This is a genomic window from Flavobacterium sp. RHBU_3 (assembly GCF_046613565.1).
Classification (GTDB): domain Bacteria; phylum Bacteroidota; class Bacteroidia; order Flavobacteriales; family Flavobacteriaceae; genus Flavobacterium.
The window spans coordinates 262633-288098 of sequence record NZ_JBKJHC010000005.1 but is presented as its reverse complement, the minus strand read 5'-3'; the positions used below and the strand labels follow the sequence as shown (position 1 = coordinate 288098).

General features: G+C 42.5%; 19 protein-coding genes and 1 tRNA gene. 10 read left to right on the top strand and 10 right to left on the bottom strand.

Annotation, left to right across the window (positions count from 1 at the left end; genetic code table 11):
* The first annotated feature begins 241 nt into the window (after window positions 1-241).
* Window positions 242-1009 (top strand): alpha/beta fold hydrolase, encoded by a 768-nt coding sequence (locus tag ACLI1A_RS09465; RefSeq protein ID WP_411408406.1) that lies wholly within the window; start codon window positions 242-244, stop codon window positions 1007-1009.
* Between the two features lie 157 nt (window positions 1010-1166).
* Complete coding sequence (gene yihA / locus ACLI1A_RS09460; protein ID WP_411408405.1) at window positions 1167-1784, top strand: ribosome biogenesis GTP-binding protein YihA/YsxC; 618 nt, start codon at window positions 1167-1169, stop codon at window positions 1782-1784.
* A 161-nt stretch (window positions 1785-1945) separates the two neighbouring features.
* Here yihA and ACLI1A_RS09455 read toward each other — a convergent pair whose 3' ends face one another.
* The 3 genes from ACLI1A_RS09455 to gldB are packed head-to-tail and all read right to left on the bottom strand — an operon-like array spanning window position 1946 to window position 3723.
* Entirely contained in the window at window positions 1946-2410 is a 465-nt protein-coding gene (locus ACLI1A_RS09455) for a GNAT family N-acetyltransferase (RefSeq protein ID WP_411408404.1), read from the bottom strand.
* A 6-nt stretch (window positions 2411-2416) separates the two neighbouring features.
* Window positions 2417-2758, bottom strand: a complete 342-nt coding sequence (gene gldC, locus ACLI1A_RS09450) for a gliding motility protein GldC (RefSeq protein ID WP_411408403.1) — start codon at window positions 2756-2758, stop codon at window positions 2417-2419.
* Window positions 2758-3723, bottom strand: coding sequence for a gliding motility lipoprotein GldB (gldB, locus tag ACLI1A_RS09445; protein ID WP_411408402.1), 966 nt, complete (start codon window positions 3721-3723; stop codon window positions 2758-2760). Before gldB ends, gldC begins: the two co-directional genes overlap by 1 nt.
* A gap of 83 nt (window positions 3724-3806) precedes the next feature.
* On the opposite strand from gldB, the gene nadE reads away from it, so the two are divergent.
* A complete protein-coding gene (gene nadE, locus ACLI1A_RS09440; RefSeq protein WP_411408401.1) occupies window positions 3807-4613 on the top strand; it encodes an NAD(+) synthase in 807 nt (268 codons plus the stop codon).
* A 73-nt stretch (window positions 4614-4686) separates the two neighbouring features.
* Window positions 4687-5316 (top strand): LuxR C-terminal-related transcriptional regulator, encoded by a 630-nt coding sequence (locus tag ACLI1A_RS09435; RefSeq protein WP_411408400.1) that lies wholly within the window; start codon window positions 4687-4689, stop codon window positions 5314-5316.
* Between the two features lie 116 nt (window positions 5317-5432).
* Here ACLI1A_RS09435 and dnaG read toward each other — a convergent pair whose 3' ends face one another.
* Together dnaG and ACLI1A_RS09425 are read right to left on the bottom strand one after the other, a co-directional pair.
* Window positions 5433-7415 carry a DNA primase gene (gene dnaG, locus ACLI1A_RS09430; protein ID WP_411408399.1) on the bottom strand — a complete coding sequence of 661 codons (1983 nt, stop codon included), beginning with the start codon at window positions 7413-7415 and terminating at the stop codon, window positions 5433-5435.
* Between the two features lie 166 nt (window positions 7416-7581).
* Window positions 7582-7652 (bottom strand) — tRNA-Gln (locus tag ACLI1A_RS09425).
* A gap of 221 nt (window positions 7653-7873) precedes the next feature.
* Here ACLI1A_RS09425 and ACLI1A_RS09420 point away from each other — a divergent pair.
* The 3 genes from ACLI1A_RS09420 (at window position 7874) to ACLI1A_RS09410 (ending at window position 15482) form a co-directional block, all read left to right on the top strand.
* Window positions 7874-11158, top strand: coding sequence for a protein O-mannosyl-transferase family (locus ACLI1A_RS09420; RefSeq protein ID WP_411408398.1), 3285 nt, complete (start codon window positions 7874-7876; stop codon window positions 11156-11158).
* 275 nt (window positions 11159-11433) lie between these two features.
* Window positions 11434-14799 carry a DUF2723 domain-containing protein gene (locus ACLI1A_RS09415; protein ID WP_411408397.1) on the top strand — a complete coding sequence of 1122 codons (3366 nt, stop codon included), beginning with the start codon at window positions 11434-11436 and terminating at the stop codon, window positions 14797-14799.
* Between the two features lie 11 nt (window positions 14800-14810).
* Complete coding sequence (locus tag ACLI1A_RS09410; RefSeq protein ID WP_411408396.1) at window positions 14811-15482, top strand: polysaccharide deacetylase family protein; 672 nt, start codon at window positions 14811-14813, stop codon at window positions 15480-15482.
* On the opposite strand, the gene ACLI1A_RS09405 is transcribed toward ACLI1A_RS09410, so the two are convergent.
* On the bottom strand, window positions 15479-15775 hold the full coding sequence (locus ACLI1A_RS09405) for a thioredoxin family protein (protein ID WP_411408395.1): 297 nt from the start codon (window positions 15773-15775) through the stop codon (window positions 15479-15481). The two genes, ACLI1A_RS09410 and ACLI1A_RS09405, sit on opposite strands and share 4 nt — an antisense overlap.
* 88 nt (window positions 15776-15863) lie before the next feature.
* A complete protein-coding gene (locus ACLI1A_RS09400) occupies window positions 15864-17087 on the bottom strand; it encodes a metallophosphoesterase (RefSeq protein WP_411408394.1) in 1224 nt (407 codons plus the stop codon).
* A gap of 271 nt (window positions 17088-17358) precedes the next feature.
* Here ACLI1A_RS09400 and polA point away from each other — a divergent pair, with 271 nt between their 5' ends.
* Window positions 17359-20202: a DNA polymerase I gene (gene polA, locus ACLI1A_RS09395; RefSeq protein WP_411408393.1), complete on the top strand. Its 2844-nt coding sequence runs from the start codon at window positions 17359-17361 to the stop codon at window positions 20200-20202.
* Window positions 20203-20209: 7 nt separating this feature from the next.
* On the opposite strand, the gene ACLI1A_RS09390 is transcribed toward polA, so the two are convergent.
* Together ACLI1A_RS09390 and ACLI1A_RS09385 are read right to left on the bottom strand one after the other, a co-directional pair.
* The gene (locus ACLI1A_RS09390; RefSeq protein WP_411408392.1) at window positions 20210-20623 is read right to left on the bottom strand and encodes a hypothetical protein; all 414 of its coding nucleotides are present in this window, start codon (window positions 20621-20623) and stop codon (window positions 20210-20212) included.
* A 65-nt stretch (window positions 20624-20688) separates the two neighbouring features.
* A complete protein-coding gene (locus ACLI1A_RS09385; RefSeq protein ID WP_411408391.1) occupies window positions 20689-21771 on the bottom strand; it encodes a P-loop NTPase fold protein in 1083 nt (360 codons plus the stop codon).
* A 72-nt stretch (window positions 21772-21843) separates the two neighbouring features.
* Between ACLI1A_RS09385 and ACLI1A_RS09380 the strand changes: the two genes are divergently transcribed.
* Window positions 21844-23160 carry a serine hydrolase domain-containing protein gene (locus tag ACLI1A_RS09380; RefSeq protein ID WP_411408390.1) on the top strand — a complete coding sequence of 439 codons (1317 nt, stop codon included), beginning with the start codon at window positions 21844-21846 and terminating at the stop codon, window positions 23158-23160.
* Window positions 23161-23237: 77 nt separating this feature from the next.
* Here ACLI1A_RS09380 and ACLI1A_RS09375 read toward each other — a convergent pair whose 3' ends face one another.
* Window positions 23238-24266, bottom strand: coding sequence for a LacI family DNA-binding transcriptional regulator (locus ACLI1A_RS09375; RefSeq protein WP_411408389.1), 1029 nt, complete (start codon window positions 24264-24266; stop codon window positions 23238-23240).
* A 423-nt stretch (window positions 24267-24689) separates the two neighbouring features.
* On the opposite strand from ACLI1A_RS09375, the gene ACLI1A_RS09370 reads away from it, so the two are divergent.
* Entirely contained in the window at window positions 24690-25451 is a 762-nt protein-coding gene (locus ACLI1A_RS09370) for a ferritin-like domain-containing protein (protein ID WP_411408388.1), read from the top strand.
* The last annotated feature ends 15 nt before the right edge of the window (window positions 25452-25466 follow it).

Here is a 25466-nt window from a genome sequence, read left to right as displayed (position 1 = left end):
GTTTGAAGAGAATAAATCACCTAAACCCACACCAAAAACACACAAAATAAGAAATATTCAAAACTTGAAACAAAACAAGAAGCAGTGCGTTTGTGATATATTTAACAGAAGTACAGTGGTAAAAAGTGGAAACAAAAACCAAAAAAGCAAGTTTCACCACACTCTCTATTATATTTATGGGGTAAAGCCTTATTAATTTATAAAGTCATATATTTGTGCAGTTTTTGAACTGAAAAACCACATGCAAAGCAATAATAACGAAGGGAAGTACCACTACTTTGAAAAAGGCGAAGGCACTCCTATTATAGTACTACACGGATTAATGGGCGCCCTGAGCAATTTTGACGGCGTAGCAAACTATTTTCCGCAACACGGCTTTAAGGTTGTAATACCCGAACTGCCGCTTTATACCCAAAGCATTTTAAAGACCAATGTAAAGGCATTTGCCAAATGGGTAAAAGACTTTATAGAATACAAAGGTTTTGACCGCGTAATATTACTGGGCAACTCACTTGGCGGACATATAGCGCTTTACTTTAGTAAAATGTACCCCGAAAAAATGCTGGGACTTATTATTACCGGCAGCAGCGGACTGTATGAAAGCGCCATGGGCGACAGCTACCCTCGCAGGGGCGACCGCGAATACATAAAAAGAAAAGCAGGCGAAGTATTCTACGACCCTGCCATAGCTACCGAAGAACTTGTAGACGATGTATACGCCGTAGCAAACGATCGTATAAAACTGATAAAAACCCTTACCATAGCCAAAAGCGCCATTCGTCATAACATGGCTAAGGACTTACCAAAAATGCACGTGCCTACAGGCATTATTTGGGGCAAACAAGACGGCGTAACTCCACCGGATGTAGCCGAAGAGTTCCATAAGCTATTACCAAACAGCACCCTGTACTGGATAGACAAATGCGGACACGCTGCCATGATGGAGCACCCGGACGAGTTTAACCGACTGATGCACGAGTGGCTTACAAAGCAGGGACTACCTCAGTAATTTAAGATTTCAGAATAGCTTCACTCGAAATCTAAAAATATAAAAGGCGTAAAATCATTTGATTTCATGCCTTTGTTTTTTCTCTTAGTTCCGAAAAATCTGAAATCTGAATTCTAAAATTTGAAATACGTATCTTTGCGGCTTAATTGATGACGACATGAAAATTACCTCTGCCGAATTTATAGTAAGCAACTCCGATGCTGCCAAGTGCCCTAAGGAACCCATACCGGAATATGCCTTTATAGGCCGCAGTAATGTAGGCAAGTCGTCATTGATAAACATGCTTACTAACCGCACCTCCCTGGCCAAAACATCGGGCAGGCCCGGAAAGACCCAACTTATAAACCACTTTAAGATAAACAACAACTGGCACCTGGTAGACTTACCCGGCTATGGCTATGCACGCGTATCTAAAAGCACCAAGGAAACCTTCCAGAAGTTTATAACCGATTATTTTGAGAAGCGCGAGCAACTGGTATGCGGCTTTGTACTGGTAGACATACGCCACGAAGCACAAAAGATAGACTTGGAATTCATCAACTACCTGGGCGAATCAGGTGTGCCGTTTTGCATTATTTTTACCAAAGCAGACAAAATAAGCAAAGGCAAAGTACAGCAGCACGTGGCGGCTTACCGCAAAAAAGTAATAGAAAACGGATGGGAAGAAATGCCACAGCATTTTGTTACCTCATCTGAAGATGCTACCGGCCGTGAAGAATTACTAAATTATATAGACGAAGTAAACAAAGGTATTTTTGAAAACGAAGGTTTTTAACTATCTTAGCTTAAACATAAAACCACAGCCATGAAAGAAATTATGAAAAACTGGAGCGAAAATACCTGGAACGGTTTTTTCTGCACAATAATAGCCATCGCCTTTTTTATATTCTTGGCGGTAGTATAAAACAAAAGCGACCTGGTTTAGTCGCTTTTGTTTTATAACTGTTTTTTCATTCGGAAGTTTGTAAATAACTGTCCGTTATATTCCACCTGTTGTTCGGTTTCTATAACATATCCTTTGTTCAGAAAAAAAGTTTTAGCCGTAATAGAAACATGCACTTCTAAAACAGGAATTCCTTTGGCTACTGCAGAGCGTTCAATTTCTCTTACAATTAACGACCCCACGCCAATACCCTGATAGTCTTTATGAACAAAAAGATGGTCGAAGTAACCGTTATCATGCAAATCTCCAAAACCACATATTACACCCCCTGACTCTGCCACCACAGTAAAATGCTCCACAAGCTTAGCGCACCACCGTGCACCGTCTATCTGCGCCGGAGCCCAGGCATTAAGCTGTTCTATTGTGTAATCTTTAGCATTTACAAAATGAATAGTGTCCCTAAAAAGGGACACTACATCATAAATATCTTCAGCAACAAAAGGTCTTAACTTAACCATTTTCACTTACTCTTTTTTCAGTTCCAGCTTCTCTGCAAAGTAATCGCAGAAATCACGCATGGTATCGGCCATTTTTTCATCGCCTGTAGCACGCTGAAAGGTATCGGCCATGCTTACCAGCGTCTGATGGAAAAACACTTTCATTTCATCTACCGGCATATCCTTAGTCCATAAATCTATACGCATGCTTTCCTGCGGTTTGCTATCCCACACGCTTAGCATTACTGCCTTTGTGGGCTGTGCCACCACGCCACCATCGCGCGCTGTCCAGGTTAGTTTTTCGGGTACTCGGTTATCATCCAGTTCTATGGTAACTTTTATTTCAGATTTTACTACTTGTTTAGCCATTACTTTTCGGGTTTGTATTTAGAATTGTCAAAAATTGTTTGGGCATCCATTGCCAGCATTGCTTCTGGCTTTACCCCTTTGTTATGCTCCATGTACGAGCGCACTATCTGCCAGCCTATCCACTGCCCCAGCCTGCCCGGAGTATCGTTATCAAACCCAAGGTAGAATTTACTGAACGGCGCCGGCTGCACAAAACGGGTAAGCAACTTAGGATCGTTATCATAAAACAGCTTGTTTTCTACAAAGTAGCGCCAAATTTCTGTTTCGTTTTCCTTAGTCCACTTCATTTGCTGGGCAGTATAGCCTATTTTATTATTATCCTTTACTTCGGGTATCAGCATATCCTTCATGTAAAGCTCCTTGCCATAATAAATAATGTATGAAAGGAAGTTGTTGTTCTTTATAGGAGCAATTTTGTTTTTACTGAAAGCCGTAACAATATCCGGAAGTATTTGAGACGGGTTATGCTCCGGCAGGTGGTAGTTATCCATACTACCCACATAAAGCTCATCTTTTTCTCCTAAATATATACTTAGCGGAATCAATATAAGATCGCCGGTATACACGCATTTCATATCCAGGTCATCATACACAAGTGTTACTACCCTTGGCTTTGTAACAGTAGGGTAATAATATTTCATGTGGCGGTACAGGTCTGTAATATTTTCCTGCAGCGTGTCTACATTAGGGTATTTCTTTTGCACCTCAGCATATAATTGCTTCTGGAAAGGATCTTTCTGTTTTTCCAGCCACACATTATCCGGCACTTCCTTCGGGAAAAGGAAATCAAATTTCTTTTTAAGCTCCGGTAGCTGCGCAGGCGTACTTTCAAAGAAAATCTTATCAAAACGCTCTATCTTAATATCTTCAGCAGGAAGTTCGGCTATTTTCTCCTCCACTTTGTTCTCATCCTTACACGAAAACAGCAGCAGCGCTGCCAGCGGAAGTAACAGGTATTTTCTCATTTTATGTTTTATTGCTGCTTTGTTTAAACAGGATTCTCTAAATTTATGGCAAATATAGCACAACCATTATAATTTATACTGCAATGCAAGTACATTCAAAATTTGAAGCACAGGCTATTAACAACCATATAGTAAACTGGCTGGGCGATTATGCAGCTAACGCAAAAGCAAAAGGATTTGTTGTAGGCATATCAGGCGGAATTGATTCTGCCTTAACATCAACACTTTGCGCACAAACCGGGCTACCTACCCTATGCGTAGAAATGCCCATTCACCAAGCCGAAAGCCATGTAAGCCGCGCCAAGGAACATATAAACTGGCTAAAAGAAAATTACAGCAACGTTTCGTCTGTAGAAACCGACCTTACCAGCACTTTTATCCATTTTAAAGAACAGGTGCCCGCCGCACCTACCCAGGCGCTTACTGACCATACCGAAGCCAACACCCGTTCGCGCCTTCGTATGATTACCCTATACTACCATGCCGGAATTCACGGTTTTATAGTAGCAGGAACCGGTAACAAAGTAGAAGACTTTGGCGTAGGTTTTTATACAAAATATGGCGATGGCGGTGTAGATGTAAGCCCTATAGCCGACCTTACCAAAACCGAAGTACGCATACTGGCAAGGCATCTGGGCGTGACAAACAGCATACTGGTAGCCAAACCTACCGACGGGCTTTTTGGCGATGACCGTAGCGATGAAGACCAGATAGGAGCTTCTTATGAGGAGCTGGAATGGGCTATGCAGCAGGATGCCTTCGGGAAAGAAAGTCATGAATTTACCGGGCGCGAAAAAGAGGTTTTTGACATTTATAAACGTCTTAATACGATAAATCAGCACAAAATGAACCCGATTCCGGTGTGTGAAATACCTAAAAATTTGAAATAAAATTCTTTCATTCACAAATCTTTAAGAAACTAATGGTTAATTTTACTGTATGTAGAACCCAAAACATGCAGTTATGATTAAGTTATGCCTTGCGGATAACCACCCGGTGGTTCATTACGGAATGAAGTCGTATTTCAATGACAATCCGCAGATTAGCTTTGTGGGTGTGGTAAATAACCTGGATGCACTTATTGAGGTTTTAAGCAAAAAAACGGTTGACATAGCCGTAGTAGACCTGGAATTAGAGGGACTTACAAGCATAAGCAATGTAAAGAACCTTGTAAGGGATTTTCCGGACACTAAAATTGTTGTGTTTACAAACCTGGCAGAGCAAATTTATGCTCCAAATGCCTTAAAGGCGGGTATATCTGCCTATGTACACAAAAGCTCGCGGCTTGAAGACCTGGAAAGTGCTATAAAAAAGGTAGACGAAGGTGATGTTGTATTTAGCGACGCGGTTAAGAAAAACCTTGCCCTGCTAAACAAAGGCAAGAAAAGCGAACGCCTGTACCGCAAACTCTCTTCAAGGGAAATTGAAGTACTGCGCTACCTTAGCGAAGGAAAAAAGAACAAAGAGATTGCACACCTGCTGGACCTGAATGAAAAAACAATCAGCACGTACAAGCTCAGACTGCTTACAAAGCTACACGTTACAAACCTTGTAGACCTTGTAAACAAAGCCAAAACGCTGGATATAGTATAACAAAACAGTACAGGCAAAAGGAAAACACCACTACTCACAAAACGCTTTTAAGACAAAAATACCCCCTTAGGTATTAAAAAATTAAGCGCCCTTTTCCCGGGGCGCTATTTTTTTGCTTAATAAAAGCTGCTTCTTAACCTGCTCAGTTTTCGAGAAAGGTAATTTACCAGCGTATTGTAGTCATTTACCGCCATTAATATCTCCATATTATCAGCCTCAGGGCTTACCTGCATTTTAAGATCCTGAATCAGGCGCCCCAGCAGCAGCCATCTCAGGTCGGCAATATGCTCATTTGTATACACCGCTATAGACAGGGCTTTATGCTTTACAGGTATTTGCTTGCGCTCTTCCCACTCATGTACATGATAGCGTTCTTCCTGCATAAAAATATCAGCCGCCTCATATTGCAGCTCCGGAGGGAGCGCATTTAAAAACTCTTCAGGTACCAGGTTTTGGTGCGTCATATAATGATTAATTATGGCAGCGTACAAGTCCCTGAACAACGGATGGGTAAACTGTATCTCATCTTCCTGAAGGTTCAGGTAAACACGCTCATACACCTTATACTCCTTACGTTCGGTATGCTCGTATTCTTTACCAAACTCGTCAAACTTTATAAACACATCCTCAAACTCCTCCTCATTACCACCATAGAGCAGTAATATTTCTATCATTTTCCGCTCTACACGCTCCAGTATGTTTACACGTTCACGATTTTCCGGCATTTCATCCGTCACAGGTTTCATAGCCTGCGCCTTGCGGTCTTCTTTCAGCTTTTTATCGGCATCAGCTATATCCTTGGTGGTAATCTGAGCCAGCGTACTTACCAGCACCTGCTCATTAATATCCATAATGCGCGAAGTTTCCTGTATGTACACTTCACGCTGTATACGGTCGGGTATTTTAGAAATACTGGTTACCATATCGCGGATAAGACCTGCCTTTTTTACAGGATCCTGCTTCGCTTCATCCATAAGCAGCGAGGCCTTAAACTGTATAAAGTCTTTAGCGTTATTTTCCAGGTAATTTACCAGCTCATCGTGCGGAGTACGTTTTGCAAAGCTATCAGGATCATCCCCTTCCGGGAAGGTACATACCTTTACATTCATGCCTTCCTCCAGTATCAGGTCTATCCCCCGTACCGAAGCACGCAAGCCCGCAGCATCACCATCAAAAAGCACCGTGATGTTTTTGGTAAGGCGGCTCACCAACCTGATTTGGTCCGGCGTTAATGCCGTTCCACTCGATGCCACCACGTTTTCTATACCTGCCTGATGCATTTGTATCACATCGGTATAACCTTCAACAAGGTAGCAGTTATCTTTTTTAGCAATGGCCTGCTTGGCATGAAAAATACCGTACAGCACCTTGCTCTTATGGTAAATATCACTCTCGGGCGAGTTAAGGTATTTGGCTACCTTTTTATCGTTACCCAATATACGCCCACCAAAACCCAGCACGCGCCCGCTCATACTTAGTATAGGGAACATTACCCTACCCCGGAAACGGTCGGCCATACGGCCATCTTCACGCACTATGGTAAGGCCGGTTTTTTCCATATACTCCAGCTTATAGCCTTTACCCAGCGCTTCTTTGCTAAAAGCCTCATAAGCTTCGGGCGAATAACCCAAGCCAAACTTTTTTATGGTTTCGCCGGTAAAGCCACGCTCTTTAAAGTACGAATAACCTATAGCCTGCCCCTCATCGGTATTCAGCATTATATTCTGGAAATACTTTTGGGCAAACTCCGACACCAGGAACATACTCTCCTTTTCGTTGGCCTGTTCCTTATCAGCATCGCTTTGCTCAGTTTCCTCTATCTCAATATTGTATTTTTTGGCAAGGTAACGAATGGCTTCGGGGTAACTGAAATGCTCGTGCTCCATAAGGAATGCCACGGCATTACCACCCTTACCAGAACTAAAGTCTTTCCATATCTGTTTAACCGGAGACACCATAAACGAGGGCGACTTTTCATTACTGAACGGGCTCAAACCTTTAAGGTTGGTTCCTGCGCGTTTCAGCACTACAAAATCGCCGATTACCTCCTCTACACGGGCGGTTTCAAAAACGGTGTCTATGGTGTTTTTAGATATCAATTGTAGTATATAAAATCGTAAAGTTTATAAAGTCTAAAAGTCGCAGGCAACAAAGTTACAAAGATTGGCTTTTAAAAACATCTTTACACATAAACTCAAATACTATTTTACAAAAAACAGAAAAGGTTATAAAAGCAAAAAGCCTCCCGTTTGGGAGGCTTACCAGTTGGTCTACTAGGACTCGAACCTAGAATGACTGAACCAAAATCAGTAGTGTTACCATTACACCATAGACCATCGTGGTTGCTTATTGCGAGTGCAAATGTACTACATATTTTGTTTTTTCCAAATGTAGCGCATAAAAAAATTTAAAATTCCGGAATAAAACACCTCATAAACCTCCCAACAAAAACAGTATCAAATACTTGAAAAAACAGAGATTTTTTGTAATTTCAGCATTGCTACGAATACTTTAGGAACAATTCTGCCGTTTATTGTAACAACCAAAAAAACTGTTTATGAAAAACTTTACCTTTAAAAAACAGAACAATCTGGCCGGATGGCTGCTATTCATCACAGCATTAATAATTTACTATACCACCGCCGAGCCTACCATGAGTTTCTGGGACTGCGGCGAATATATTTCCACTTCGGCCAAGCTGCAAATAGGCCATCCGCCGGGAGCACCACTCTTCCAGATGCTGGGGGCTGTGTTTGCGTCTTTCGCACTAAACACTAAAGAGGTAGCCTTTGCTGTAAACATGGTATCGGTACTGGCCAGCGCCTTTACCATACTTTTTATGTTTTGGTCGCTTACGCTGATATTAAAAGACCTGCTACCAAAACAAACAGAGGATAACAAACATCAAAACCGCTTGATACTGGGTGCAGCTGCCGTGGGTTCGCTTGCCTTTTTGTTCTCAGACAGTTTTTGGTTCAGCGCCGTAGAGGCCGAGGTATACGCACTGGCTTCCCTGTTTATAGCACTTATTTTGTGGTGTGGCCTGCGCTGGGGTAATGAAATGCACAACCCTAAAGGCAACCGATGGTTATTGCTAATAGCCATGCTTACCGGGCTATCGTTCGGGGTACATTTTATGGCACTGCTTACACTGCCGTCTATAGGGCTTATCTATTATTTTAAGAACTACAATAAAATCACCATAAAAAACTTTATCATTGCCAATATCGGCATTGTAGCATTACTGTTCTTTGTATTTGCTTTCCTTATGCCGTACACAATGGCATTCTTTGGCAAAACGGAAATATTGATGGTGAATACCTTCGGGCTGCCTTTTAACTCCGGTACCATACTGGCTTTTGGGTTACTGATAGGTGGGTTTTATTTTAGCCTGCGCTATTCGGCTCGAAAAGGCTGGGCTGCCGCAAACACCGGCATACTGTGTATACTTTTTATACTGATAGGTGCTTCGTGCTGGATAATGCTACCCATACGCGCCAATGCCAATATTGTTATTAATGAAAACAACCCGAACAACGCTGCCGAACTCCTGGCTTACTACAACCGTGAACAGTACCCGGAACAAAAAACATTCTATGGCCCTATGTATACCGAAGCCTATGCAGGCCTGGATGCAAAACAGCCGTATGTAGATGAAAAGCCAAACTACGAACGAAACGATAAAACAGGCAAATACGAAATTGTAAACCAATATAAAAACGCCCGCCAGAATACCGACAATGCACACAAAGGTTTTATGCCCCGCATGAACAACCCCGATATGGCGGTAAACTACATGGCGCTTGCCGGACCTCCGGCATTCCACATTAACCCGCAATATGATTTTACCGACGACCTGGCGCATGCAGGCGTAGATATAGACAACCTAAGCGAAGAAGAAGCGGCACAGGCCATAGACAGCACACGTGCGCAACTTGAAGGCATTATAGCCAAATTCAGGGCAGCGTATGCTAAAGGCGAAATGGGGAATGAGGAGTACGACAACTTCTTGAAAAATTACGGGCGTTATCTTGTGGTAGAAAAGCCTACACTGCAACAAAACCTGTCGTATATGTTCAGCTACCAGTTTGGATATATGTACATGCGGTACCTGATGTGGAATTTTTCAGGCCGTCAAAGCGACGAGCAAGGCAAGCTGGATGCCGTAAATGGCAACTGGATGAGCGGCATTACCGCTATAGACGAAGCCCGCCTTGGCCCTCAGGACAGCCTTACATCGGACATGCAAAACAACAAGGGGCGTAATCTGTATTATATGCTGCCATTTGCACTGGGTATAATAGGGCTTGTGTACCACGCCAGGAAAGACACAAAGAGTTTTTATACCCTGCTGGTATTGTTCCTGTTTACAGGTATTGCCCTTAAAATATTCCTGAATGAAAAACCTTTCGAAGTCCGCGAGCGCGACTATGCACTGGTAGGGTCGTTCTATGTATTTGCAATATGGATAGCGCTGGGAGCATTTGCCGTACAGCAGTTCACTCAAAAATACCTGAAGGCACCCATGCTTGCACCCGTTGCCCTTGTACTTATACTTTTGGCAGTACCCGTACGTATGGCTACTCAAAACTGGGACGACCACAACCGTAGCGACCGCTACACCGCAGTAGCCATGGCAAAAGCCTACCTGGACAGTTGCGACAAAAATGCCATACTGTTTACCGCCGCCGATAACGACACCTTCCCGCTATGGTATGCACAGGAAATTGAGGGCTACCGCACCGATGTACGCGTGGTGTGTACAGAGCTGCTTAATGCCGACTGGTATATTGACATGATGAAACGAAAAACCTACACTTCGGAGGCACTGCCAATAAACTTTAGCCATGAGCAATACCGTGCCGGCACGCGCGATTACCTGCTGTACGACCCACGTACCGACAAGCGCGTAGACATGGGCGACTTTATGAAATTTATCCACACCGATGATGAACGCACTACTATAACTCTTGAAAACGGACGCAAGGCATATACCTACCCCGCCAATAAACTCAGGCTGACGGTAGACCAGCAAAAGGTTGTAAAAAACAAGGTGCTGCCAGCGCACAAATATGACTCTATAGTTCCGTTTATTGATATTGACCTACCTAAAAGCGCCATTTACAAAGGCAATATGGCCATGCTGGACATTATAGCCAATAACAATTGGGACCGACCTATCTGTTTTACCGGCCGTACCGGCGAAGCTGCCGATTATGGCTGGATGAAAAACTACCTGCAAGCACAGGGGCTGGTTCTAAAACTTGTACCCGTACGCACTGAAGCACCCGAAAATGCCTCGCCGTTTGAGTTGGGTTACGTGGACAGCGAAAAATCGTATGACACGGTAAAGCATTGGGACTGGGGGAACAGCGGTAACGCCAAAATATACCATGACCCCGAAACCCGCCACAACGGTATTACCTTTAGGGCAAATATGGCACGCCTGAGCGACACCCTTATAAAAGAAGGACAATATGACAAGGCACGTGAAGTGATAGACCTTGCCATGGAAAAAATGCCTGTAGACCTTTTTGGGTATTACACCATGGTTACACCATTTGCCGAAGGTTATTATCGAGTAGGTGAAAAAGCAAAAGCACAGCAATTACTGGCACAGCTTACCCGCAAGTACCAGGAAAGTCTGGGGTATTACCATTCACTTTCTGCTGTGGAACAAAACCGTCAGGCAAATGAAATTGTAATGCAGATAGAGCGCTACCGCATCTTACTACAGGTTATGCAGGAAAACGGTGATACCGCACTGTACGAAAAACACAAAGGAACATTTAATACCTGCAACGGCTGGTTTATGCGCTTTGGCAGGGAAAACGAAATATGATTCAGTTCCATTTGCTTCGCCTATTCGGGTATAACCCTTGGGTCGAGCGAAACGCAGTGGAGTCGAGACACCGAAGGTTCAACGAAGTTAAATCACTAATGGCATTCTATTGAGATTTCTCCATTCCGCTTCGCTACAGTCGAAATGGAAAAAACGAAACGCTACACTTTGAGATATGGCCTCTTTTTCATTCAAAAAAACACAATATCCTTTATCATTGGCAAAAAAATAGTTTCTTTGCATTTAGAATTTATATCCAGGATAATTCACCATACATGACAACATTCAATTTCAGGAAATGGGACACCATTGTGGGATGGTCCGTATTTGCGGTTGCCCTAATCACGTATTCATTAACTGTAGAACCTTCTTTGAGCTTTTGGGATTGCGGGGAGTACATATCTACTTCAGCCAAACTTGAAATAGGCCACCCTCCGGGAGCGCCGCTTTTCCAGATGATGGGCGCTTTTATGTCCATGTTCGCAATAGACAAAGAGCATGTAGCCCTTATGGTGAATATGGTTTCGGTACTTTCCAGTGCCTTTACCATACTGTTTATGTTCTGGTCAGGTACCATGGTACTGAAATCAGTTGTAAGCAAATATTCTGAACTAAGCGAAAGCAACCTTAAAGCCATACTTGCTTCTTGTGCTGTAGGCTCACTTGCCTTTACTTTTACCGATAGTTTCTGGTTTAACGCTACTGAAGCCGAGGTTTATGCCATGGCATCGTTATTTATAGCCCTGTTGCTTTGGCTTGGCCTTAAATGGGAGCAGGACATGCACACGCCACGCGGCAACAAATGGCTACTAATCATATCACTGATTATAGGCCTTTCGTTCGGGGTACACTTTATGGCACTACTTGCCTTTCCCAGTATTGGCTTTATATATTTCTTCAAAAATTACAAAACGGTAACGGTAAAGAACTTCATTATAGCAAACATTGTTATCATAGCTATACTACTGTTCATCTTTAAGTTACTGCTACCATACACCATGGCGCTTTTCAGGATTACTGAAATATTCATGGTAAATTCTCTTGGCATGCCGTTTAACTCGGGTACTATTTTTATGTTCCTGGCTATAGTAGCGGTATTTTACTTTGGTCTTGGCTATACTAAAAAGAAAGGCCTTGCCATGTACAACAGCATACTGCTAAGCATACTGTTTATACTTATAGGTTTCAGCACCTGGATGATGCTGCCGATACGCGCTAACGCTAATGTGGTTATAAACGAAAACAACCCAAGTGATGCCACCGAAGTACTGGCTTACTACAACCGTGAGCAGTATGGTGAGCAAAAACTATTCTACGGCCCTATGTATACTGATACGTACAGCGGCCTGGATAAAGACCACCCGTATGAAGACGAAAAACCTAACTACCAGCGTGATTACAACTCTGGCAAGTACGTTATAGTAAACGAATATAAAAACGCTAAGCAGAACACCGACAACAACCACAAAGGCTTTATGCCACGTATGTGGAACCCGGAAAGCGCAGCAAACTATATGAACTTTACAGCACCTCCTGCCTTCAGGCTGGATCCTGCTTATGATTTCTCTGAAGACCTATACCGCATGGGGCTTCCGGTAGACCAAATGAGCGAAGAAGAAGTAGGCCAGGCTGTAGCAGAAGCACGTGCCAATATAGAGCAGGTTATTGCCGAATTCAAAGCCTCATACCACTCTGGCCAACTTGATTTTACTGATTACAACAAGTTCCTTAACCACTACGGTTCTTATCTTATAGTAGAAAAACCAAGCTTTGCAGAGAACATGAAGTTCATGTTTGAATACCAGTTTGGCTACATGTACGGTCGTTACCTAATGTGGAATTTTGCCGGAAGGCAAAATGACCTACAGGGTCGCTATGACGACCTTGAAGGCAACTGGATTTCGGGAATTAAATTCCTTGACGAAATTAGGTTGGGCAGCCAGGAAAACCTGCCAAGCGACCAGGCAAACAATAAAGGCCGTAACGTATACTACCTGCTACCATTCCTTTTAGCATGTTTAGGTTTAGCTTACCATGCCACAAGGGATATGAAGAGTTTCTATGTACTGCTTACCCTATTCCTGTTTACAGGGCTTGCATTAAAAATATATCTTAACGAAAGACCATTCGAACCACGCGAAAGGGATTATGCCCTTGTGGGCTCATTCTACGTATTTGCCATTTGGCTGGGCTTTGGAGTATATGCCATTTACGAATGGATAAAACAATATGTAACCCCGAAGATAGCCCTACCTGCCGTTACCGCAGTATGCCTATTGGCGGCCCCGGTTCTTATGGCAAGCCAAAACTGGGACGACCACAACCGTGCTAACCGCTATACCGCACTGGCTATGGCTAAGGCATACCTGTCGTCTTGCGATAAAAACGCAATACTGTTTACCATTGGTGACAACGACACCTTCCCGCTATGGTATGCCCAGGAAATAGAGGGCTACCGCACCGACGTACGTATTGTAAACACCAGCCTGTTTATGACGGACTGGTACATAGACCAAATGAAACGCAAGGCTTATGAAAGCGAGCCTATGCCTATAACCTTTAATCACGACCAATACAAACAAGGTACACGCGATTATATGCTGTACATACCGGGTACTGATGAGCGCATAGACCTGAGTTACTTCCTTAAACTGATGGGCAGCGACGACAACAGGCTAAAACGCCAGCTGAACAACGGCCACTGGGTAAACTACTACCCTACTAACAAAATCCGTTTTAACGTAGACAAGGCTTCGGTACTTAAAAACAAAATTGTAAGTCCTGAGCTGGCTGACAGCATAGTACCGTATATTGACTTTACTATAAAAGGTGACGCTCTATACAAGAACCGCCTTATGATGCTGGACATTGTATACAACAACAACTGGAAAAGACCTATATATTTTACCGGCGGTAGTTTTGGCGATGACGATTATCTATGGATGAAGGACTACCTTCAGCTTGACGGTATGGTATATAAACTTGTACCTCTAAAAACTGCAATACCCGAAGATGGCAGCCCACTGGATATGGGTCGTATAGACACCAACAAAATGTACGACATTGTTATGCACTGGGAATGGGGTAACAGTGAAAGCCCGAACATTTACCATGATCCGGAAACCCGTAAAAACAGCATTACCTACCGTACCAATATGGCAAGGCTAATGCAGGCACTAATAGACCAAGGCGATAAAGTAAGAGCACGTAAGGTAATAGACCTGGCCATGACCAAGCTACCAGTAGAACAGTATGGTTTCTATACGCTACTGGAGCCGTTTATTACAGGTTACTACGAGTTAGGCGATAAACAAAGTGCACATAAAGTATTAGATATACTGATTAAAAAATACCAGGAAAGCCTTGTATTTTATGCCGGCGTAAGCCCAAGTGACCAAACGTATATACGCAACGACATTGCTACCGATATAGAACGCTATCGCAGTCTGCTGTGGCTGGCGCAGGAAAACGGAGATGACGAATACTATAATAAAGAGTATCCTAAGTTTAACCAGCTTAACCAAAAAGTAGGGAAATACAGAAGGGAAAACGAAGGTGAAGCAAAACCCGAAGACTCTTTAGATATTGAAGCGTTAGACACTAACAAAGCAAAAGCTGCCGATACAGCAAAAGGAAAATAACACAAATACAGATGCAGCTTCGGCTGCATCTTTTTTTAGCTATGGGATTTTACTGGGTAAAAACACGCTGGTTTATAAAGAAGTTCTTCGGGGGATTCATCTGGAATGTAGCCCGGAGGGAGAAAACCGTGTACCTTACCTTTGACGACGGTCCCATACCACAAGTTACTCCCTGGGTACTGGATGTGCTGAAACGCCACGACATTAAGGCTACATTTTTTTGCATAGGTGATAACATAGAAAAACACCCCGAAGTTTTTGAGCAGGTTATAGCAGCCGGGCATGCTGTAGGAAACCACACCTTTAATCACGTTAACGGTTGGGTGGTAGATGACGAAATCTATGTAAAAAATGCCGAGTTGTGCCAGAAATCCATAGAAAAGCACAAACCCGAAGGCACGCGCTTATTCCGTCCGCCGTATGGCAAAATGAGCCGCAAGCAGGCATCGGCCATGAGGCACAAAGGATTTAAGCTGATAATGTGGGATGTACTTAGTGCAGACTTCGACCAAGACATTACTCCTGAGAAATGCCTGAAGAATGTAATAAATAATGTGGAAAACGGCAGTATTATAATATTCCATGACAGCGAAAAAGCACGCCGCAACCTGCAGTATGCACTGCCACGAGCCATAGAATATTTAAAAAGGGAACGGTACCGTTTTGGTCTGTTACCGTATTAGTACTGTTCTTTTACCAGGCCGATGATTGTATTGGCATCAAGTTCGCCGCTTTGCCTCCATACCATTTCGCCGCCCTTATAGATCATAAGCGTAGGCAAACCTTTAATACGAAGCGCATCGGCAAGTTCCTGGTTTTTATCCACGTCAATTTTAATAACCTTAGCCTTATCGCCCAGCGCAGCAGCTACATCCCTGATTACAGGGTGCATGGCTACAGAAGGCTCATTCCATTCCGTATAAAAATCAATCAGCACAGGAACCGGCGAGTTAATAAGTTCTCCGAATTTTGACATAAATTGGCTGTGTTAAAATACTCTAAAAACCTTTGTTATTAGGAAATTTTCATACAAATATAGCATTTTTACAATACGAAGGCGCTAATTAACCTTTTTTTAGTGTAAGCACGGTAATTTCAGGCCAAATGCCCACCCTGCCCGGATATGCATGGAAACCGAAACCGCGGTTTACATAAATGTACCTGCCCAGGTTTTCATAAAGGCCAGCCCATTGTTTGTACACGTATTGTACAGGACTCCATTTTACAAAACCCGGTATTTCTATACCAAACTGAAAACCGTGTGTATGCCCGCTAAGGGTAAGCTGGTAATGCCTGTCGTCCTTTTGCACCTCTATATCCCAGTGGCTTGGATCGTGGCTCATCAGTATCTTGAAATCATCTTTACCTAAACCTTCCGAAGCCTTGTTAAGATCGCCTGCCTGCTTAAAGCCTTTACCCCAGTTTTCAACTCCCACCAGAGCTATCTGTTGACCGTCTTTATTCAGCTTTACGTGTTCATTAAGCAGCAGTTTAAAGTCGATTTGCCTATGCAGGTCTTTAATCTCTTTAAAGTTTTCATCCTTTGCCTGCTGCGAAGGCCATGAAACGTATTCTCCATAATCATGGTTGCCCAATACTGAGTATTTACCAAACTTAGGGGTGTGTATACGCTTAAAGGTTTCTATCCACGGATGCATTTCTGTTGCATGGGTATTTACAATATCACCAGTAAACAGTACTATGTCCGTTTTTTGCTCATTAATAAGATCAATTGCGTATTCTATTTTCTCTTTATCATCAAAACTGCCGCTGTGTACATCGGATATCTGTGTAATCGACATGCCATCAAAAGCTTCAGGCAAATCGGGGAAAGTAAGGGTAGTTTTGCGTACCTTAAAATTGTATTTGCCTTTGGTCATGCCATACAGCAGCGACAGGAACGGCACAGCAGCCACACCCAGCGCGGCAAGGCTTACAAAACGGCGGCGTTCGGCAAAGAACGGCTGCCCGGTTTGCCCTGCAAAAGCACGGATAACACCATTAAACAACCTAAAGATATCTTCGCCCAGCATTACTATGGCTATAAGCAGCTTTGGCACTACGGTTATAAGCATTAGCCCTATAGTAAACAGGGTTTGGCGGGTTTGTCCTTTACTGCGGTCAAACTGCATGAATGAATAAACAATATAAGCTATGATAAGCACTGATATTGCAAGGTATACCCAGTGGAACCAGCGGTTTTTTACCGCTTCCTTTACCGCTATAAAGGTGTAAATTTCGCTGATTACTATAAAAACCAGCAAAAGCGGCAGTATTATTTGGCGCATGTGTGTAGTAAAAAAATATATTGCTAAGGTTGCATCATAAAATGTGCCACATTACGTTATGTCAGTATACGTGTCAGGTGTTTTTTTAGCAAAACACTATCAGTTCGTTAGGTTTTTGTTCACTAAACACTGCCTAACTTTGCTATAAACACCACACGGAAAACTATCACTCTATATATACAGCGCCCCGCAGCTTTTATAGCAACGGGGCGCTGCACTTTTTTATTAAGGCAGGTTTCAGTATTTTTACATCCTAACAAAAACCGGACTCATGTCACAGCAAAAACGACTTTTCCTGCTTGATGCCTATGCGCTTATCTTTCGTGGCTACTATGCCTTTATAAAAAACCCAAGGATAAACAGCAAGGGCATGGACACCAGTGCCATACTGGGCTTTATGAACTCACTGATTGATGTAATAAAGCGCGAACGCCCGGACCACCTTGCCGTAGCCTTTGATAAAGGAGGCAGTGCAGTACGCTCTGAAATGTTTACGGCGTATAAGGCGAATCGTGATGAAACCCCTGAAGCCATTCGTATTGCTGTGCCTTATATACAGGAAATACTTCGTGCCATGCACATACCGGTTATAGAACTGGCAGGTTGTGAGGCCGACGATCTTATAGGTACTATAGCACAACAGGCAGAAAAGCAAAACTACCAGGTGTACATGGTAACGCCCGATAAGGATTTTGCACAGCTGGTAACCGAAAACATTTTTATGTACCGCCCATCCCGACTGGGGAATGACATAGAAATATGGGGTGTGCAGCAGGTACTGGACCGTTTTGAGATAGAGCGCACCGAACAGGTTATTGACTACCTGGGCATGATGGGCGATGCTGTAGATAACATTCCGGGACTGCCGGGTGTAGGCGAAAAAACCGCAAAAAAGCTACTGAAAGAATATGGCAGCATGGAAAACCTTTTGGCCAATACCCACGAGCTGAAAGGTAAAATGCGTGAAAACATAGAAAACAACAAAGAGCTGGGCATTATGTCTAAAAAGCTCGCGACGATAATTACCGACTGCGACGTAACGTTTGACGAGCACGACTACGAGCTTACAAAACCCGATACCGAAAAAGTAGAGGCCCTGTTTAACGAACTGGAATTCCGCCGCCTGGCCGACCAATTCCATAAGCTGTTTGCACACGGTGAAGAATACGACCAGATAAACCCTAATAGTGCTGATGCCCACGCAACAGCGGCTAAAAAAAGCAGCAAAAAAGACGAAAACCAAACCAACCTGTTTGGGTTTGATGATGCTGATACTCCTGCTGCAGGACACAGTTCTTTTTACAGCACGCTTGAAAATACCGACCACCACTACCAGGTAGCAGAAGGGATAGCCGTAAACTTTTTAATAAGTAACCTGCTTAAGCAAACGAGCGTATGTTTTGATACCGAGACTACAGGCGTAAATGCACTTACCGCTGAGTTGGTAGGCATGTCGTTCTCGTGGGAGAAAGGTAAAGGCTTTTACGTACCGGTTCCGGCAGACAGAACCGAAGCACAAGTGCTTGTAGATAAATTCCGCCCGTTCTTTGAAGCCGAAGAAATAGAAAAAGTAGGCCAAAACCTGAAATACGACCTTGAGATTCTTTCGAGCTACGGTATTACGGTAAAGGGTAAATTCTTTGATACCATGATAGCGCATTACCTGATTAACCCGGATATGCGCCACGGCATGGATGTACTGGCCGAAACCTACCTGAAATATACCCCAATGCCTATAGAAAACCTTATTGGCAAAAAAGGCAAGGGACAGAAGAGCATGCGCGATGTAGCACTGGAATTAATCAAGGAATACGCCGTAGAGGATGCCGATATAACCCTGCAACTGAAAGAAGTGTTTGCCCCGATGCTGGATGAAACCGGCACACGCAAGCTTTTTGACGAAATAGAAATTCCGTTGATGCCGGTACTGGCCGCTATGGAAACCGAGGGTATCAACCTTAATGTACCATACCTTAAGGAGCTTTCGGCAGAACTGAGCGCCGACACCAAGGCATTGGAACAAAAAATATACGAAGCCGCCGGGGAAACGTTCAACCTGGGTTCGCCGAAGCAATTGGGCGAAGTGTTGTTTGACAAAATGAAGATTGGCGGCAGTAAACAAAAGAAAACCAAGACCGGGCAGTATGCTACCGGTGAAGAAGTACTGTCGTACCTTACTAACGAACACCCCATTATTCAGGATATACTGGACTGGCGCCAGGTAGTAAAACTGCAAAACACCTATGTAGATGCGCTTCCGGGGCAGGTAGAAACCAAAACCGGCCGCGTGCACACCGATTATATGCAAACGGTAGCCGCTACAGGCCGACTGAGCAGCAACAACCCGAACCTACAAAACATACCTATCCGTACCGAGCGCGGCAGGCAGATACGCAAGGCATTTGTGGCACGCGATGAAAACTATGTTTTAGTTAGCGCCGACTACTCGCAGATAGAACTGCGCATTATTGCAGCACTGAGCGAAGACCCTGAAATGATACGTTCGTTCCAGAACAGGGAGGATATCCATGCCAGTACCGCGGCAAAAGTGTTTAATACTACTCTTGAAGAAGTAACCCGCGAGCAGCGTAGCCATGCCAAAACGGTAAACTTCGGTATTATTTATGGTGTGTCGGCATTCGGGCTTAGTAACCAGACTTCCCTGAGCCGCAGCGAAAGTAAAGACCTTATTGAAGCCTACTACAAAACCTACCCGCGCCTGAAGCAGTACATGAGCGAGCAGATAGAATCGGCACGCGAAAACGGTTATGTAACCACCGTACTTGGACGCAGGCGTTACCTTAAGGACATTAACTCCGCTAACGCCGTGGTACGCGGTGCCGCGGAACGAAATGCCGTGAACGCACCTATACAGGGCAGCGCTGCCGACATTATTAAAATAGCCATGATTAACATACAGAAACGACTGGTGAATGAAGGCTGGAAAAGCAAAATGTTGCTACAGGTACACGACGAACTTGTTTTTGACGTTTATAAAGAAGAACTGGAACGCATAAAGCCCATGATAAAGCATGAAATGGAACATGCTTTTACCCTTGCAGTACCGCTGGAAGTGGAAATAGGTGAAGGCGTAAACTGGCTGGAAGCGCATTAAGATATTATTACAAATTTAAATTAATCGCATCCTTTATAGATTTTATATTTATACTCGAGGGACTCTTTATGAGTAAAATTGATTTTATAAAGTCATAATTATAATCTGTTCCCGATGAAATGTAGTTAAAAAACAAATGGTCAATAGATGTACCCATGAATTCTTTCCCTTTTATTATAGAATAATCATAAATATTATCAACAATTCTATCAGTACTTGACGGACATAGAGTAACTAACACCATTGCAACCTCGGGCTCAATATTGAGTTGCCTATCAATATCTTGAGCCCACAGTTGGTGTATTTTGTCAAAATTAATTTTTGACATGTCATACTTTTCCGTTTCGAATGCATAAGAAGGTTTTTTATCTTGGACCTTTTGTTGTTCTTCTATATTTTTCCTATGTTCATTAGTGAACATTAACTTTTTTTTACCAAAGTTCAAAAAGTCATTGAATAGATTAGGATAAAACTCATATAATATAATTAAATATAAAACGAGAATAGTTTAAAATAACCTGCTGTCTCTTTTTTATCCTTATAATGAATATTTAATTTGCTATTAGATTGCACTAGTATTGAGACAAATATCATGTATTTATTAAGAACTTTTTTTACTTTTCTAGGATTAGTAAAATTTAACGAACTCAAAAAATCATTAATTCTATAATCAACCTGTAACTTCTTTTTATCCTCTTTATTTTTATAGATTTCTCCAAAATCGTATTTTTTTTCTCCAAAACAGTTAGTTATTAATGGAAGTATATTGTTGTTAATAGGCATCGTGAACGATATGTCAAAAATCTTTTCTAAATATTCATTTGATTTTACGACCTCACCATACTTTGTCCGTACCGCTTCTTCAACCGCCTTTTTATCAATCCCGCAAAAGAAAACAGTTTTTTTTCCATATGTAAAAAATAATTTGACCGCAGAAAGCAAATTAAGTATTTGGTTAGGCTCGCAACGATCAAGGTCATCTATTAAAACAATATTAAATTTCTTCTTTGAAACTTTCAAAAGTTCATTTTCCATCTCTATAAAATCCTCTTGAAATTCTTTCAAAGCCTCTCGAAATGACAGATCAGAATTTAATATATTTTCTACTATTTTCTCACTATCAAATTCAATTTTTGCTCCACCTGTTTTTATAAAGTCGCCAATTTTAATTTCAGGCGAGCTAAGCTCAAACTTCAAAGCCTTCGCTAAACCTGTAAAAAATTTCACAAGAAATTTCCTGCCTTTTGTAAAGAATTTACCTTTCTCGTTTTTAGTATTTATCTCTTCGAATAATGAAAGAATGAGATTACTATCTTTTTCATATTTCCATGCCTCAAAAAAACATGTATTAAAATCAGATCCCATCTTTTTTTCAATATATTTCATTAGAGTACTTTTGCCACTTCCCCATTCCCCATAAAGGGCAAACATTTTTATTTCTCCAAACTGATTTTTATTCTCTTTTAAAAATGAAGATATTATATTTCCTTTTTTAATGAGACCAAGATGATCATTCTCATATGTAAGATTATCGATATGAAGATTGTTAAGAAGGTTTACGGTTGCCATATTTCTGGTTGTTTACTTCAAAAATAATAATATGTTTTTAATTTAGCAGTTATATAGTATATGCAAACAACTATGAAAAAAACATTTACGCTACTTTTCAGCATAATAAGCTTTTCTGTATTCGCCCAAGGCGGGGAAGCTAAGTTCAGGAAGATAGACAGCCTGATGACCTACCTGTACCAGAACGGTAAGTTTATGGGTAGCCTTACACTACGCGAAAAAGACAAGGTGGTTTTCAGCAAGGCGTATGGTTTTGCGGACATAGGCAGTAAAGTTAAAGCCACTACACAAACCAAATACAAGATAGGGAGCATTACCAAGATGTTTACCGCCAGTGTGGTTTTTCAGCTTATTCAGGAGAAAAAACTAAAACCGGACACCAAGCTCAGCACGTTTTTCCCGAAGATAAAAAATGCCGATAAAATTACCATTGCAAACATGCTGAACCACAGCAGTGGTATTTATAATTACACTAACGACAGCACCTTTACCCCGAAGCTTACCACACAACAGCTGCGACGCGATATGCTGGAACAACTGTATAAATATGACGCAGTTTTTGAACCCGGCACCAAAGCCGAATACAGTAACAGCAACTACCTGTTATTGGGTTTTATTATTCAGGATATTACCCACAAAAGCTATAAGGATAATGTTACCAGCCGTATTATAAATAAAGTTGGGCTGAAAAACACCAAATATTACGGGAAGATAGATTCTAAGAAAAACGAGGCGTATTCATATAAAAAAGAAGGCGACACCTGGGTAAAACAGGAGGAGTGGCACGAAACTGTAGCGGGAGCAGCAGGAGCCCTACAGAGCACCCCGGAAGATTTAACTAAATTTATTACCGCATTGTGGGCGGGGAAAATCATTAACCCCGAATCGTTGGCACACATGACCACCATGGATTTCAGTTACGGTAAAGGTGTGTTCAACTTCCCGTTTGGGGAGCGTAAGTTTTACGGACACAACGGCGGCATAGAAGCATTTGAGTCGGTAGTAGGTTATTATCCTAAGGAAGAGCTTGCCGTATCTCTTATAACTAACGGGATAGACTGTAATTTTAACGACACCATGATAGGCATCCTGAGTTGTTACTACAAGCTGCCTTATCGTTTCCCTACATTTGATGCTGTAGCGCTTGACGAGAATACCCTGAAAAAATTTGAAGGTGATTACACCAATGCAAGCCTGCCGTTTGTAATAAACGTTGCGCTGGTAAAAGGCCAGCTAAGGGTACATGCCGACGAGCAGGGAACCTTTTATATTACCCCGCTTAGCGAAACCGAGTTCATACACGAAGGCTCGGGAGTAAAGATGATTTTCGACCCGAAAGGCTTTACCCTGGAGCAAAACGGCTCGGCTACGTATTTCAACAAAAAATAATAGTAAGAGTATACAAAAAACTAATGGCTGCCCGAAAGAGCAGCCATTTACTATTTTTTATAAAGGACAAACCGGCATTATTTCCTGGTAGATTCCCTTTGGCGTAATTCTGTTTTAATTACCGTAGTTTGGTAATCCGGAGCTTCTCCCTCTTTACTTTCAAGCCTGTTTATAAGGATGTCAGCCGCTGCCTCTCCAATTTCGGGACCGTGCTGGCTCACTGTACTAAGGCTTGGTGTAAGCCTGCGCGACCACACACCATCAGCAAAGCCTACAAGCTGTACTTCCTCAGGTATCTTTGCACCTAATTTAAGCGTACCCTTGTGTCCAGCCACTGAAGCGTGTTCCTCTACCGCAAACACACCGTCAATCTTTTTACCTTTGATATCGAAGAAATCAGGGAATTTCTCGTCAAATTCTTCGTTGCTTTCGCATCGTAGTATCAGGCTTTCGTCTATCGGGAGTCCGTTGTCTTTAAGTGCCTGTAAGTAACCTTCGGCTCTAAGCTTACCCACACTTGTATTATCAAGGTTAGAAAGCAAGGCTATCCTCTTACTTCCTTTCTTTATCATATGATTTACCGCATTTACTGCCGAATCAAAGTCGTCTACAATAACCTTATCACAGTTTACATCGTCAGATATCCTGTCAAACATTACAATAGGAATATCATCGGCTATAGCTTCCTTAAAGTGCTTAAACTCGTGCTCTTTTTGGGTTTCATCGGCTATAGAAAGGATAAAACCGTCTATGGTACCATTACTAAGCATGTCCATAGCAGCAATTTCCTTTTTAAGCGACTCGTTACTGATACAGGTAATTACATTATACCCGCGCTCGTTAGCCTCTTTTTCTATACCGCTAAAAACCTTAGCAAAGAAAGGATTAAGAATATTAGGGATAATAACACCTATGGTTTTAGAGCGTTTGCTTTTAAGGTTTACGGCAATGTTGTTTGGCTTATAATTTTTAAGCTTGGCAAATTCCTGAACCTTTATTTTCGTTGGCTCGCTGATTTCGGGGCTGTTGCTCAGGGCTTTCGACACCGTAGATACCGATACACCGAGTTCTTTTGCAATTTGTTTTAAGGTCGCTTTTGGTCTCATACACGGGAGGATATGTTTTTACATTGTAAAAGTAACGAAAATTTTACGAAAATCTTGCAACCAACTTTACGAAAACGTAAACATTGCAACGGCAATCTAATAGCTATTATTCCCTTTAAGCGCCATTAGCAAGAATTTTTCATAAATATATAACGTTTTCTTATTTCAAAACGTTAAAAACTTAATAAAAATTTCACCATTCTTACAACAAAACGCATTTTGCAAGAAATCGCATTATTTTGCAAAAAACCGCAATAAAATCCTCCTGAATTTTACAACGACCATTAAATGGTAAATATTTGTTAAAAAACCCCGAAACACCCTTCACGGACAAAACCACAATCATATAAGCGGCGTATGTAACAGTAACCACAGCAGGCAGGCAATGCTTGCCTTACATATTAACCGCTTAATTTATTCATTATGAAAAGTAAAAAAGTTACCGTAACCGAAGTTGTTACCGCCCCCGCCGCAAACATGGCAAGCCGCAGGAGTTTCTTAAAAATATCCGGGTTGGCTATTGCAGGTACAGGCTTACTGCTTGCCGGCTGCAACAACGATGACGACAATAACAACACCGACAGCCAGCTACCGGGAGTAAGAAATGGCGTTTTCGATCTGGGTGGAGGCGACGCAGGTATACTTACCTATGCCTATGCACTGGAGCAGCTGGAAGCCGATTTTTATACCCGGGTGGTAAACAGCAATACCTTCGGCTCAACATTCAACAGCGAAGAACAACAAGTACTTGCCGACCTGTACGCACACGAGGTACTGCATAGGGAATTTTTTAAAACAGCCATTACCGCCGCATTGCAAGGTACTTCGGGTACGCTGCTGCCCGACCTGGAATTCTCTTACGGATCTGTAAACTTTAACAACAGGAACAGTGTACTTGCTACCGCACAGGCACTGGAAGATACCGGTGTAAAAGCGTATAACGGCGCAGGGCAATATATTACCAATGCCGACTACCTGGTTATTGCCGGAAAAATAGTATCTATAGAGGCGCGCCACGCCAGCGCCATACGCAGCCTTATAAGCCCGGGCACGGCAAGCTTTGCAGGGAACGACGTGGTGGATACAAACGGACTGGATGGAGCCGAAAAACCCAGCGCAATAATTCCGGTGGTAGCCTCGCTGAATTTTATACAAACTGCTTTTTCTGCCAATTACCTTCCATAATCATTAACCTCTAAC